Raw genomic sequence first — 12577 nt, 5'->3', positions numbered from 1 at the left:
TCAGCCGCCAAGGGTATCGCTATCGACCCCCTGGGCGCACCAGCCGCAGGCAAATACCTGGCCGATGTGGCGCTGGCGCTCGGCCGGGTCCAGCACCCAGGGCCTCGCCTGCCATGGAGGCTGGTGGCGCAAATGCTGGGTATGGCCGCACGACAGCTCGACCACCCAATGGCCCTCTTCGTCCTGGTGAAAGCCGGTGATCCGACTGACGGATTTGTCATTCCCCGACACGCGTTCGCAATCGGGCGATGCGTTGGTTACACTTGATCGCTCTACATTCTTTTGCAAAAGGTCTTGCCCCATGCTGATCGCCGCCAACAAGGCTGTCTCCATCGACTATACCCTGACCAACGACGCCGGGGAGGTCATCGACAGTTCCGCCGGTGGTGCGCCGCTGGTGTACCTGCACGGTGCCGCCAACATCATCCCGGGCCTGGAAAAAGCCCTGGAAGGCAAGCAGGCCGGTGACGAGCTGAACGTCGCCATCGAACCTGAAGAAGCCTACGGCGAATACCTGGCCGAGCTGGTCAGCACCCTGAACCGCAGCCTGTTCGAAGGCGTCGACCAACTGGAAGTCGGCATGCAGTTCCACGCGTCGGCGCCGGACGGTCAGATGCAGATCGTCACCATCCGCGACATCGACGGCGACGACATCACCGTCGACGGCAACCACCCGCTGGCCGGCCAGCGCCTGAACTTCAAGGTCAAGGTAGTCAACGTGCGTGACGCCAGCGACGAAGAAATCGCTCACCGTCACATCCACGGTGAAGGTGGTCATCACCACTGATTTTCTGCGCTAAGCTCAGAGAGTCGCCAGGCGCTCGGGCAAGCCGTTTTGCCTTCCTTGGGGAAGGATGACGGTTTGGCCGCGCGCCTTTTTAGTGGGCGCGATTCGCCCCTGCGACCATCGGGAACCTGAGAGGGGAGTCATCATGAGTGCATTTCACGACCTGACGTTGAAGGCGCTGAACGGCGAGGAATTGCCCCTCGCACCGTTCAAGGGCCAGGTGGTGTTGGTGGTCAATGTCGCCTCCAAGTGTGGCCTGACGCCGCAATACAAAGCCCTGGAGAACCTGTACCAGGTCTATAAGGACAAAGGCTTCAATGTCCTGGGCCTGCCGTGCAACCAGTTCGCCGGGCAAGAGCCGGGCAGCGAAAAGGACATCCAGGAATTCTGCAGCCTCAACTACGGGGTGAGTTTCCCGTTGGGCGCCAAGCTCGAGGTCAACGGGCCGCAGCGTCATGCGCTGTATCGGCTGCTGGCGGGCGAGGGTGCCGAGTTCCCAGGGGATATCACCTGGAACTTCGAGAAGTTCCTGGTGGGCAAGGACGGGCGCGTGCTGGCCCGTTTCGCACCGCGTACCGCACCGGATGATCCGGCGGTCGTGCAGGCGATCGAGAAGGCCTTGGGCTGAATATCCGGGGGGCTATCGCGGGAAAAGCCCCCGTAGAAGAGAGCGGCGTAATCTCGGTGGGGCGGGCTTGCCCCGCGATGGGGCCTTGAGGTGATTAACTGTGCGGTGCTGTCGAGCCAGGCTTGGTCGCCAACGCTCCCTTCACTGCTCCGCCATCCTGGCGGGCAACCTGACGGCACGCACCGGCCAGATATCCCTCGAACTGCTCGATGATCGTGGGCCAGCCTTGTCGACTGGCATGCTGGCGTGCATTCAGGCGCACCCTGCGCAAGGTTTCCTCTTCCTCCAGCAACCAGCACGCCGCGTCGATGAACCCCGCCTGGTCACCCGGCATGGCCAGGCTCCCGCTATGCCCATGACGGATATGCTGGGCGGCGGCCGCTTCGTCGTAGGCGACCACGGCCAGGCCTGAGGCCAACGCCTCGAGTACCACGTTGCCGAACGTCTCGGTCAGGCTGGGGAACAGAAACAGGTCGCCGCTGGCATAGTGCTCTGCCAGCGCTTCGCCCCGCTGCGCACCGCAGAACACGGCATCGGGCAGCGACTGCTCGAGGCGCTCGCGTTGTGGCCCGTCGCCCACGACCACCAAGCGCATGCGCCGCTGTGGATAAGCCTTGTGCAACGCGTCCAGGCAGGGCTGCAACAGCCCCAGGTTTTTCTCCGCAGCCAGGCGGCCGACATGGATCACGGCGATATCGTCCGGCCCCAGGCCCCATGCCTGGCGTAACGCTTGGCTACGCCGGGCCGGGTTGAACAGGCAGGCATCGACCCCCCGTGCCATCAGCCCCAGGCGTTCGAAGCCCCGGCGCTCGAGCTCCAGGCGCTGGCTGGCACTGGGCACCAGGGTGACCGCGGTGCGCCGGTGAAACCATCGCAGGTAATGGGTGAGCAGGCGGGTCAGCAGGCCCAGCCCATATTGCCCCGAGTACTGGGGAAAGTTGGTATGGAAGCCGCTGACCACGGCGATGCCCAGGTGCCGCGCGGCACGCAGGGCGCTCAGCCCCAACGGGCCTTCGGTAGCGATGTAGAGCACATCCGGGCGTTGCCGACGCCAGCGTCGTACCAAGGTGCGCTTGGCGATTTCACCCCATTGCAAACCTGGGTAGCCAGGCAACGGCCAACCACGGCAGAGCAACAGGTCGTCGGTGTCGCGGCTGGCGTTGTCGCTGGCCTGGCGAGGGCGTACCAGTTCCACCTGATGCCCGCGTTGGCGCAGGCCATCGCTGAGGCGGCCAAGGGTATTGGCCACGCCATTGATTTCGGGTGGAAAGGTTTCGGTGACCAGGGTGATGCGCAGGGGCGGTATGTTCATGACAAAAAGTGTCCGCCTGAGCTGTTGCGTTCATGTGACAGATTCGTGGCTGGCCAGTGACGCGGGTTTTGCCCGTGTGAACATTTCCTTGCGGGGCACTCAAGAATCCTTCAGGGCCAGCCGATGCAGAAGTATCCAACGGTCGGGGTGCGCTCCCGGGAGCGGTCATGTTCAACAGCAAACTCAAGAAAGAAATCCAGCAACTGCGCGAGGACCTGATGTCCGTCGAGCAGGTCAAGAGTAGCCTCGACAGTGAGATGCTGGTCTTGCAGCTTGGCCCCGACGGTCGTATCGAGTCGGTCAACAGCAACTTCGAGCAGGAGATGCTTTACCGCGCCGAACAACTGATCGGGCGCAGTATCGAGGACATCGTCCCCGCCCATGTGAAGCAGCTGGACTTCTACCAGCGCATGAAAGGCGCCATTACTCGCGGCGAGCACCTCAACGGCGCCTTCCGCCTGCTGCGTGGCAATGGCCAGGAAGCCTGGCTGCGTTCGATCTTGCAACCGGTCAAGAGCAGCGACGGGCGAATCCGCTATTTCAGCCTGCATTCGAGCGACCTCACGCGCACCATCGAGACCTCTCGCGAGCACGAAAGCCTGATCAAAGCTTTGATGCGTTCGACCGCGCTGATCGAGTTCAACCTGCAAGGCGAGGTGCTGACCGCCAATGACCGTTTCCTGCAGGCCATGGGGTATTCCCTGGAGCAGGTGCGCGGCAAGCATCACCGTATTTTCTGTGAACCTGAGGAAGCCAATTCGCCGGCCTACCAGGCTTTCTGGGACAAGCTGCGCCGTGGCGAGTTCGTCGCCGACCGGTTCAAGCGCATCGATGCCCATGGCCGGGTGGTGTGGCTGGAGGCATCCTACAACCCGATCATCGATGCCCATGACGTGCTCTACAAAGTGGTCAAGTTCGCAACCGTGATCACTGACCAGGTCAACCAGGAGCTGGCTGTTGCCGAGGCTGCGGACATCGCCTACAACACGTCGTTGGGCACCGATGCCAGCGCGCGCAAGGCCACCGGTGTGGTGACCCAGACCGTCGATGTGATGCGTGGCCTGGAGCGCTCCATGCAGGACGCGGCCCAAGGCATCCAGGCGCTGGATACACAGTCCCGGGTGATCGGTTCGATCATCAAGACCATCAGCGACATCGCCGGGCAGACCAACTTGCTGGCGCTCAATGCGGCTATCGAGGCGGCGCGGGCAGGCGAGCAGGGTAGAGGCTTCGCGGTGGTGGCCGACGAGGTTCGCCAGCTGGCCTCGCGTACCAGCACAGCCACCGACGAGATTGCCAAGGTAGTTCTGCAGAACGAGCAACTGGCCCAGGCGGCTGTGGATATCATCGACACCAGCAAGCGCCAGGCCGAGCAGGGGTTGGCGTTGGCCGCCGATACTGGTGGGGTGATCGTCGAGATCCAGGAAGGTGCGCAGAAGGTGGTGGATGCGGTAGGGCGATTTTCCAGCCAGTTGAGCCTTTGAGCGAACGCTGAAAAAGGCCTGCGCCGCAAACTGCGCGCAGGCCCAGGGTATTTCAGGCGTCAGGCGATCACACCTACCTTCATCTAACCCCGTCCATGTTATGAAACATTTTTCTCCGCTTATGCGTCGGGAGCGCTTAAGCAATGGCGAAAGACGATAGAGCAGATCGGAATCTTCTTTTTCCTTGTCATGGCACGCACCTTGAAACCCGTCTACGACAGGCTTTTCGTCAAAAACCGTGCCGTTCCCGGAACGCGGTCAAGCGCACGGATGATGGCAACATGTCATTGCTTGACACGCTTCATCATCGATGTCTTGTAGGCTGTGGCGAATTGACAGGGCAGTTTTTACCGGTGTTTCCTTTGGGCCTCTCTGCTTGCCTGTCGTTCGGTATGTGAACCAGGTCGCCTGCGTGATGGCATTTTCCGTTATGCATGGCCTCGCAGAGCGCGCGCATGATGCGCGCATACTGGATCAGAGTTGCAGCTGCGCATCGCATAAGCGTGCTGGCCGCGTTTTCAAGGAGATCTCGCATGACCATGGACCTGGCCGCAGCGCTGCTGTCGCCGCAGAACCGCCGCCTGTTCAAGTTTCACAACCTGGCCAACCCCGAACAGGAACTGTTGCTGGAAACCTTCAAGGGCGTCGAAGGCCTGTCGAAGGCGTTCAACTACGAACTGCTGCTGGTCTGCGAAGACTCCGGCGTGCCGCTCAAGTCGATGATGGGCCAGCACGTCAGCATCGAGATCGAACTCGCTGAAGGTGGCCCACGCTACATCACCGGTTATCTCACACGCTTCGCCAGCATCGGCAGCGACGGCGGCATGGCGCGCTATACCGCCACGCTCAACCCCTGGTTTTCGATGCTCAAGAACCGCTTCGACACGCGGATCTTCCAGGGCAACACGGTCGAAGAAGTGGTCACGGCCGTATTCGCCCTGTGCCCGGCGTTCTCCCGCCATGAGTTCCGCCTGACCCGCCCGCAGAAGCGCTACACCTACATCACCCAGTACCGTGAGACCGACTTCAACTTCGTCCAGCGCCTGCTGGAGGAAGAGGGGATGTTCTACTACTTCGAGCATACCGCCGAAGGCCACACCATGATCATCTGCGATGACTCCAGCACGCTGGTCGACATCCCCGAGCAACCGCGGATCCGCTTCCACAGCGCCTCGGTCACCGAGACCGCCGACTCCATCACCCAGTGGAGCGGTAACCGCCAGCTGCAGTCCAGCAAGATGGCCACGCAGACCTTCGACTACCGCCAGCCCAACAACCGCCTGCCGGTGGCGATGAACAGCAAGAACAAGCAGGGCGAAGTAGAGAGCTTCGAGATCTACGACTTCCCCGGCCAATACACCCACGGCACCTACGATGAAGGCGAAACCCTGCTGCGCCTGCGCATCGAGGCCCTGGAACTGCGTGGCAAGAAATTCGAAGGCGCCAGCAACTGTCGCGCCATGAGGCCCGGCTACACGTTCGAGCTGTTGCAGCATTACGCCCACGACCAGGGTCCGGTGGAAGACCGCCAGTTCCTGATCATGAGCGTGGAAAGCGAAGGCCACAACAACTACCTCAGCGGCCAGCAGGCCAGCTACTTCAACACCTTCAGTTGCGTACGCAAGAAGATCCCGTTCCGCCCGCAACTGAGTACGCCCAGGCCGACCATCGCCGGCCCGCAAACCGCCATCATCGTCGGCCCACCGGGAGAAGAGATCTTCACCGACGAGCTGGGCCGGGTGAAGATCCAGTTCCATTGGGACCGTAACGGCAAGTACAACGACCACAGCTCCTGCTGGGTACGCGTCGCCCAAACCGGCGCCAGCGGCGGGTTCGGCAGTATCCAGATCCCACGCGTCGGCGACGAAGTGGTGGTGGTATTCCTCGACGGCAACCCGGACCGCCCGCTGGTCATGGGCAGCCTGTACAACAGCACCAATACACCGCCGTGGTCGCTGCCGGCGAACAAGACCCAGAGCGGCTTCCTGACGCGCTCTACTAAGGGTAAAGGATCAAACGCGAACTTCTTCCGCTTTGAAGACAAGGCGGGTGCTGAGCAGATCATTATGCATGCTGAGCGCAACTTGGATACCGAGGTCGAGGCAGACGACAGTCTCCAGGTGGGGGGCAATCGAACAATCAAGGTCGAGGGAAAACATTCCGAAACCATCAAGCTGGAAACCAGCATTGCGGTGGAGGAGGGGTCATATTTTGTGACGGTGGACCAGGGCGACGTGAAGATAAAAGCTGCTAAATCCATCACCTTGGAGGTGGGGAAGAGCACGCTTGTCATGAACTCGGATGGCACCATTACCCTGTCAGGCGTCTCCGTAGACGTTGCAGGTAGCAAAATAATTAATTTGAACAAGTCTTGATTAACGACAAGGAAAAGTCCCATGCGTAGAAACATCTACGACCGATTATCTGAACGGCGTGAACGCGAAGAGCGCCTTGAGCGTGAGCGTCTAGAGCAGGAGGCACTGAGTGCAGAGCCCTCGCCACCGCCTCGTTTTTACACGAATGAATTAAGTTTCGTGCGACCGGAGAATCTCAAGGATAAAACCTTCCATGTTTTCACTTTGACTGACACCGGGCCAAGTCCTTTTTCATTCGTGGTGGGCCGTTCCATCGTCGCGCTTGATGCGGACCTTGAAGCGCAGTCGCAGCAGTTGCTTAAGGAATTGGAGAAAACGCTCTCGCATATCCAGTGGCTTGAACCCATTGCGCCTGTCACTGTCGCCGGTTTCTCAGCTTATCGTACTGAGTTTCGTTGGCGCCAGCAGGGACAGCCAGTCCATCAGATTCAATTACTTTTCCTTCATAAAGACGAGTATGAGCGCCCATTGCTGATTCAGATCACAGGGACGAGCAACAATCCTAAAGGTATGACCGCTGTAGAGCGGGCCACCTTTGATGCAATGGTAGAAAGCATGGCGCTACGTGAAAAAATCTCAAGTCAAGGGGATGCCAAAGAGGCCACGTTAGCATGAGTGCGGCGGCTGCTCGGTGCGACGATTCCATAGAACATTCCAGTGCTTTGGGCGGGTTGTTAGCAGGCCTTGCCATAGGCGCGGGGGCTGTTCTCATCGGCATTGCCGTAGTTGGAACCGGCGGGTTAGGCGGTCTAGCGATTGCAGCCATGATAGGTGCCGGGGCAGCAGCAGGCGGAGGTATTGGCCAGTTACTTGGAAGTCTCTCTTTTGCTCAGCGACAAACAGGCAGTATCAAATCAGGCTCTCCTAATGTGCACATAAATAGTAGGCCTGCTGCAAGAGCCCATGAAGACTATGCTGAATGCACGGATCACTCAGGGACTCCGAAAATATTAGCGCAAGGCAGTAGCACCGTATATATAAATGGCCTGCCCGCGGCTAGGGTAGGGGACCGTACTGTTTGTGATGCCAAGATTAGCTCTGGTTCATCGAACGTTATTATCGGCGGAGAGACTGAAACCACGGACGAAATTGATCCTGAAGTGCCAGGTTGGCTTGAAGGTACAGTGCTAGGTATTGGGCTCGCTAGTGCGGTGATTTTAGTAGGTCCTGCGATGGCGCTTTGGGGGTTATTCGGAGGAACGGTTGGCGGTGTCGCAGGGTACAGACTAGGCGGGGACTTATGGGGTGAGGGCTCCAATGGCCAGAAGCTAATGGCTTTCGGTGGCTCCCTTATCGTTGGAGGGTTGGCTGCTCGTTATAGGTTACAGCCTAACGGTGGGCTTGGTTCTAACTTCGGAAATACGAGCGTCGTTAGACGTTCGGCGTCTCCACTTTCGCGCGCGGTGAAAGCTTCGAATTCTGAAGCTGAGAAAGTTCCCACTTATAAAGTTCCCTATTCCCCTGTCACAAAGAGTCAGCGTGCGATCCTGAAGGGAAAAATGGATCAGCGAACAATGACCAAAGAGGAATATAAGCGCCTTGATTGGGATAGAAGGTTCGCAAATAAGAGGGCTAAAGGCGTCTCTAGGTTCTGGGCTGATGAGAGAGCGAGGCTGAAGATGGGGGAGCCTGGAACCAGAGCTTGGACTGCCGAACAGCGTGCAGATATATTAGCTAATAAAACTCCAAAATTTAATGGGGAGCCTATACAAGGGCACCATAAATATAATGCGCTTGATCATCCGCAGCTTGCAAGTGACCCCAAAAACATATACCCTGCGACACGCACAGAGCATTTTGAAAGGTGGCATGGTGGTAGCTGGCGGAATGACTCATTTGGAAAGCCTGTCAATCTAAATTACCCTGAGGAGTTCTAATGTCTGTCATCGCAATAGTTATTGAGGGGGATGTTCCACCTTCGGTTCTTATGAAGCTACACCGCATAATTGGTGCTTCTCTGCAACAGCTAAGATCAGCTGTCCAGTCGCGCAATCCAATTTTAGAGCTGGAGATATTCGATGGGGATTACCAAGAGCGCGCAGCATTAATTCGTGCAGTAATTGCAACGCTAATTGAGGGCGGGGTCGTCGCATCCTATTACGAAATTCCCTATGGCCAGCAATACGCAGGAAACATTCAGTTGTCTCTTTGGAAGATTGATTCAGATCTCGTAGAGGGTATATTGAGCGCGGCTGATAAAGAGGTGGAACGTCAGCTTAATAATTAAATCTAATGGACATCATTTGGGACCTCTCGGCGGTGCCCAATCGCCGCCCCTTCTTCTAAAAAAGTAATCCACCAAAAAGGGCTGCTCTGCAGCCCCTCGCTCCTTCAGTTCCGCTCCCGCACCCAGAACAACGTGGCACCTGCCACCGCCGCCGGCATCATCACCACGTTCACCAGCGGAATCATCAATGCCAGGTAGGTGATGCCGCCAAAGCCCAGACTCTGCCAGCGCTTTTCGCGCAGCCAGGCGAGCATGTCCTGCCAGCTCATCTTGTTGTTGTCCGCCGGGTAGTCGATGTACTGGATGGCCATCATCCATACCCCGAAGATCAGCCACAGCGGTGCGGCCACGACGTTGACCACCGGGATCAACGAGAGAATGAACAGGCCGATGGCCCGCGGCAGGAAGTAGCCCAGCTTGCGCATTTCGCGGCCCAGGGTACGTGGCACCATGGCGATCAGCTCGCCCCAGCTGAAGGCGGGGAAGGTGTCCTCGCCGCGCACCACCACCTCGACCTTTTCCGCCAGGAAGCCGTTGAACGGCGCGGCGATGATGTTGGCCACCAGGGTGAAGGTGAAGAACACCATCAGTATCACCAAGGCGACGAACAGCGGCCAGAGAATGTAGGTGAGAAAGCTCAGCCAGCTCGGCAGGGTGGGCATCAAGGCGTCGACCCACAGGCTGAACTGGTGCCCGGCAAAATAGATGAGGCCGCCGAACAGCAGTAGGTTGACCGCCAGCGGCAGCAGGACGAACAGCCGCAGGTTCGGGCTCATGACCAGTTTCAGCCCTTCGCGCAGGTACTGGGGGCCAGAGAGGACGGGGGCTTGCATCGAGACGCTCCGGATCAAAGGGAAAACGCGCTGACCTTACCCGAGTTTGCCCGCGCGACGAAAGGCGCCAATCCTTGAAGCAACGGGCTGTAACAAAAGCGAGTGAAGATTTTCTATCGGTTTTCAGCTTGGATAGAAGCACTCTATAAGGTGGATTGTCGAAGGATATTTCCTTAATCTCTGCGACCTCGCTACAGTGCGCTCAACTTTTGGTTTCGGATCTACGCGTTGTAGCCTTCCCCAAGTGCTGCGTAGATCCCTTTTAATTCCAGCCGGCGCTGCCGGCACACCGATGCCGGCCCGCGGCCGCCTCGACAGGAGTTCGACATGTCTGAAGTACGTCATTCGCGCGTCATCATTCTCGGTTCCGGCCCTGCCGGTTACAGCGCCGCGGTCTATGCCGCCCGCGCCAACCTCAAGCCGCTGCTGATCACCGGCATGCAGGCTGGCGGCCAGCTGACCACCACTACCGAAGTCGACAACTGGCCGGGCGACCCCCACGGCCTGACCGGTCCTGCGCTGATGCAGCGCATGCAGGAGCATGCCGAGCGCTTCGAAACCGAAATCGTCTTCGACCACATCAATGCCGTGGACCTGGCCAACAAGCCGTTCACCCTCAAGGGCGACAGCGGCACCTACACCTGCGATGCCCTGATCATCGCCACCGGTGCCAGCGCCCGCTACCTGGGCCTGCCGTCGGAAGAGACTTTCATGGGCAAGGGCGTTTCGGCCTGCGCCACCTGCGACGGCTTCTTCTATCGCAACAAGCCGGTCGCCGTGGTGGGCGGTGGCAACACCGCGGTGGAAGAGGCGCTGTACCTGGCCAATATCGCCAGCAAGGTGACCCTGGTACACCGTCGCGATACCTTCCGCGCCGAGAAGATCCTGGTCGACAAGCTGCACGCCCGTGTGGCCGAAGGCAAGATCGAGCTCAAGCTCAATGCCACCTTGGACGAAGTGCTGGGTGACGACATGGGCGTGACCGGTGCCCGCCTGAAGAACAACGATGGCAGCAGCGACGAAATCAAGGTCGACGGCGTGTTCATCGCCATCGGCCATACCCCGAACACCTCGCTGTTCGAAGGCCAGCTGACCCTCAAGGACGGCTACCTGGTGGTCAACGGTGGCCGTGAAGGCAACGCCACCGCCACCAACGTCGAAGGCGTGTTCGCTGCAGGCGACGTGGCTGACCACGTCTATCGCCAGGCGATCACCTCCGCCGGTGCCGGCTGCATGGCGGCGCTGGATGTCGAGCGTTACCTGGACGGGCTGGCGAACGCTTCGTTCTAAGGCGTCTGCCTACAGACCGCCCGGCGAGCCCGTGGAAGAGTACCGGTCCGTTAGTGGGCCGGTACTTGCGTTAGGGGGGGCTCGATAATGTTCACTTCACGTGAACGGTGAATACCAAGGGTTCTGGAGGAAAGATAGACTTATCATCCTTTTTTAGTTCTAGCGTGTACGTGCCCGGCTTTAATGGCCCTACGGTCACTTCCCAAGGTATTGGGTCGAGGGTAGTAAGCTGGTTTGGTGCTCTTGCCAGTTCACGGTCTTCATCGTTCTTGTCGATGACGATCAAGTCTGAATGCGTGTCCGGATAGGTCAGTGCACTGATCTTGAACGACGTGCCGACCTGCTCTTCATCCTGTGGGCTAATCAGGTCTGCACGACGAGCCGGCATCCTTATGAAATCGTACTGATATATGGTCGTTTCGTTCTGGGCTCTCAATGAAAAGTGAACGGGGCGGATGCCCTCCGGTTGGCCATGGTAACTCCAACTGTTGCCAACCCACTTGACGTCTAGTGCAAACTCTGAACCGCCCTGTATGTTTCTGTACATGATAGGGGTGCTGGGCACGCCATAGCCTTCCAAATGGAGCATTACCTTAGATGACCTTACGGCTCGTGTAATACCGAAGACCGTGCTCGCTACTTCTACCGTCCGCGTCACCACTTCCCCGGTCATTTCATTTTCTGCCCGGATGGTCTGTTGGCCCGTACCCGCGCTGATGACATCCGCTGCCCAGTAATTGCCTTGCAGGAGTGCGGTGTTCTCTGCACCACCGCCGACGGATACCTTGATTGGGCCGGTGCCGTTGGCTGCATTGCCGCTCACGTTCATGATGCGCCCAACGGTTGCACCTTCGGCAGGGGCATTGATGCGCAGTGGGTCGGCGGGTTTGTGCGAAACCTCGACGCTCACGGTGGCAGGCGTAGAACCCTTGAGGATGTCCAGGGGGTCTTTCGCAATGGCGGAAAGGGTGTGAGTGCCTTCCGGCACATTGTTGAAGGTGGCTTCCCAGGTGTTCTGCGAGGTGGGGCGCGTGACCTGCGTCTGGCCGGCGAGCATGATTTCGATATTGGGCTGCTTGAGTTCGGTCGTGCCCTGGACCGTGACGGTGCTGATGTGCGCGGTAGTGGTCTTGATGGTCGGTGTGGGCAGAGGGTTGGGTGTGAGCTTTGCCGTTACCGTGTTGCTGACAGTCTCACGGTCGAAGGTCTTGGCGACAATCTGGATGGTGCCGTCGCCCTGGGCCTGATGCTTGCCCATCCAAGCATTGACGAAGAAATCGCCATCTTGGCGAATTCGGAAGGTGTCGGATGCCAGTCGTTCGTTTTGGGCGAACAAATCTACAGAACTACCTGCTGGCAGGCCTTGAAGCGTGCCCCTGATATCCCATGCTTCGCTCTGGGCGTTTGTGTAGAAACTGTGGCGTGTGACCGAACTGATCGTCAGTGAGAGGGAATGCGTCTCTTGCTTCATAGTATGAATTCCTGTGGATACCGGAACCATTCCGGAGGCCTCATGGTATTCGGGGGTTATGAAACGAGCGACGCTTAGATTTAATAGGTATATGCAAGTAGCCAGTCTGCACTGTGCATGCAAGTACTTTGGATTTATATCGAAAGAATAAGATGATGGGCCCTGTAGGA

Annotated in this window: 12 protein-coding genes and 2 pseudogenes; 10 read left to right on the top strand and 4 right to left on the bottom strand. The window is 58.6% G+C overall.

Annotated elements, in window-relative coordinates; all coding sequences use genetic code 11:
• Entirely contained in the window at nt 1–303 is a 303-nt protein-coding gene (locus K8374_RS19900; protein ID WP_224459369.1) for a DUF3565 domain-containing protein, read from the bottom strand.
• On the opposite strand from K8374_RS19900, the gene K8374_RS19895 reads away from it, so the two are divergent.
• Both K8374_RS19895 and K8374_RS19890 read left to right on the top strand, forming a co-directional pair.
• A complete protein-coding gene (locus tag K8374_RS19895; RefSeq protein WP_084858548.1) occupies nt 302–787 on the top strand; it encodes a peptidylprolyl isomerase in 486 nt (161 codons plus the stop codon). The genes K8374_RS19900 and K8374_RS19895 overlap by 2 nt on opposite strands.
• A 145-nt stretch (nt 788–932) precedes the next feature.
• Nucleotides 933–1415, top strand: a complete 483-nt coding sequence (locus K8374_RS19890) for a glutathione peroxidase (RefSeq protein ID WP_224456893.1) — start codon at nt 933–935, stop codon at nt 1413–1415.
• A gap of 94 nt (nt 1416–1509) precedes the next feature.
• Here K8374_RS19890 and K8374_RS19885 read toward each other — a convergent pair whose 3' ends face one another.
• The gene (locus K8374_RS19885; RefSeq protein ID WP_224456892.1) at nt 1510–2727 is read right to left on the bottom strand and encodes a glycosyltransferase family 4 protein; all 1218 of its coding nucleotides are present in this window, start codon (nt 2725–2727) and stop codon (nt 1510–1512) included.
• A 167-nt stretch (nt 2728–2894) separates the two neighbouring features.
• On the opposite strand from K8374_RS19885, the pseudogene K8374_RS26570 reads away from it, so the two are divergent.
• The 7 genes and pseudogenes from K8374_RS26570 to K8374_RS19855 all read left to right on the top strand — a co-directional run.
• Nucleotides 2895–3617, top strand: a pseudogene (locus tag K8374_RS26570) (PAS domain-containing protein); the annotation flags it as partial.
• 162 nt (nt 3618–3779) lie between these two features.
• Nucleotides 3780–4211, top strand: a complete 432-nt coding sequence (locus K8374_RS26565; protein WP_411969659.1) for a methyl-accepting chemotaxis protein — start codon at nt 3780–3782, stop codon at nt 4209–4211.
• A 533-nt stretch (nt 4212–4744) separates the two neighbouring features.
• Nucleotides 4745–6586 (top strand): type VI secretion system tip protein VgrG, encoded by a 1842-nt coding sequence (tssI, locus tag K8374_RS19875; RefSeq protein ID WP_224456890.1) that lies wholly within the window; start codon nt 4745–4747, stop codon nt 6584–6586.
• Between the two features lie 21 nt (nt 6587–6607).
• Nucleotides 6608–7201 (top strand): DcrB-related protein, encoded by a 594-nt coding sequence (locus K8374_RS19870; protein ID WP_224456889.1) that lies wholly within the window; start codon nt 6608–6610, stop codon nt 7199–7201.
• Nucleotides 7198–7602 (top strand): annotated as a pseudogene (locus K8374_RS26345) (PAAR domain-containing protein); the annotation flags it as partial. The gene K8374_RS19870 and the pseudogene K8374_RS26345, both read left to right, overlap by 4 nt.
• A 498-nt stretch (nt 7603–8100) precedes the next feature.
• A complete protein-coding gene (locus K8374_RS19860) occupies nt 8101–8463 on the top strand; it encodes a hypothetical protein (protein ID WP_224459368.1) in 363 nt (120 codons plus the stop codon).
• On the top strand, nt 8463–8813 hold the full coding sequence (locus tag K8374_RS19855; protein WP_224456888.1) for a hypothetical protein: 351 nt from the start codon (nt 8463–8465) through the stop codon (nt 8811–8813). The genes K8374_RS19860 and K8374_RS19855 overlap by 1 nt, the downstream gene beginning before the upstream one ends.
• Nucleotides 8814–8917: 104 nt before the next feature.
• Here the strand turns inward: K8374_RS19855 and cysZ are convergent, their stop codons facing one another.
• A complete protein-coding gene (cysZ, locus tag K8374_RS19850) occupies nt 8918–9646 on the bottom strand; it encodes a sulfate transporter CysZ (protein ID WP_224456887.1) in 729 nt (242 codons plus the stop codon).
• Nucleotides 9647–9973: 327 nt separating this feature from the next.
• Here cysZ and trxB point away from each other — a divergent pair, with 327 nt between their 5' ends.
• The gene (gene trxB / locus K8374_RS19845) at nt 9974–10936 is read left to right on the top strand and encodes a thioredoxin-disulfide reductase (protein WP_224456886.1); all 963 of its coding nucleotides are present in this window, start codon (nt 9974–9976) and stop codon (nt 10934–10936) included.
• Nucleotides 10937–11027: 91 nt separating this feature from the next.
• Here trxB and K8374_RS19840 read toward each other — a convergent pair whose 3' ends face one another.
• Nucleotides 11028–12407, bottom strand: a complete 1380-nt coding sequence (locus K8374_RS19840; protein WP_224456885.1) for a hypothetical protein — start codon at nt 12405–12407, stop codon at nt 11028–11030.
• Nucleotides 12408–12577: the final 170 nt, after the last annotated feature.

This window comes from Pseudomonas sp. p1(2021b) (assembly GCF_020151015.1).
GTDB lineage: Bacteria > Pseudomonadota > Gammaproteobacteria > Pseudomonadales > Pseudomonadaceae > Aquipseudomonas > Aquipseudomonas putida_K.
This window is presented reverse-complemented; position numbering and strand designations above follow the sequence as displayed.

Excerpts from the sequence above, each read along its gene's own strand:
- K8374_RS19895 (WP_084858548.1), top strand. The coding sequence starts at position 302 with ATGCTGATCGCCGCCAACAAGGCTGTCTCCATCGACTATACCCTGACC.
- K8374_RS19900 (WP_224459369.1), bottom strand. The coding sequence starts at position 303 with ATGGGGCAAGACCTTTTGCAAAAGAATGTAGAGCGATCAAGTGTAACC.
- K8374_RS19890 (WP_224456893.1), top strand. The coding sequence starts at position 933 with ATGAGTGCATTTCACGACCTGACGTTGAAGGCGCTGAACGGCGAGGAA.
- K8374_RS19885 (WP_224456892.1), bottom strand. The coding sequence starts at position 2,727 with ATGAACATACCGCCCCTGCGCATCACCCTGGTCACCGAAACCTTTCCA.
- K8374_RS26565 (WP_411969659.1), top strand. The coding sequence starts at position 3,780 with ATGCGTGGCCTGGAGCGCTCCATGCAGGACGCGGCCCAAGGCATCCAG.
- tssI (WP_224456890.1), top strand. The coding sequence starts at position 4,745 with ATGACCATGGACCTGGCCGCAGCGCTGCTGTCGCCGCAGAACCGCCGC.
- K8374_RS19870 (WP_224456889.1), top strand. The coding sequence starts at position 6,608 with ATGCGTAGAAACATCTACGACCGATTATCTGAACGGCGTGAACGCGAA.
- K8374_RS19860 (WP_224459368.1), top strand. The coding sequence starts at position 8,101 with ATGACCAAAGAGGAATATAAGCGCCTTGATTGGGATAGAAGGTTCGCA.
- K8374_RS19855 (WP_224456888.1), top strand. The coding sequence starts at position 8,463 with ATGTCTGTCATCGCAATAGTTATTGAGGGGGATGTTCCACCTTCGGTT.
- cysZ (WP_224456887.1), bottom strand. The coding sequence starts at position 9,646 with ATGCAAGCCCCCGTCCTCTCTGGCCCCCAGTACCTGCGCGAAGGGCTG.
- trxB (WP_224456886.1), top strand. The coding sequence starts at position 9,974 with ATGTCTGAAGTACGTCATTCGCGCGTCATCATTCTCGGTTCCGGCCCT.
- K8374_RS19840 (WP_224456885.1), bottom strand. The coding sequence starts at position 12,407 with ATGAAGCAAGAGACGCATTCCCTCTCACTGACGATCAGTTCGGTCACA.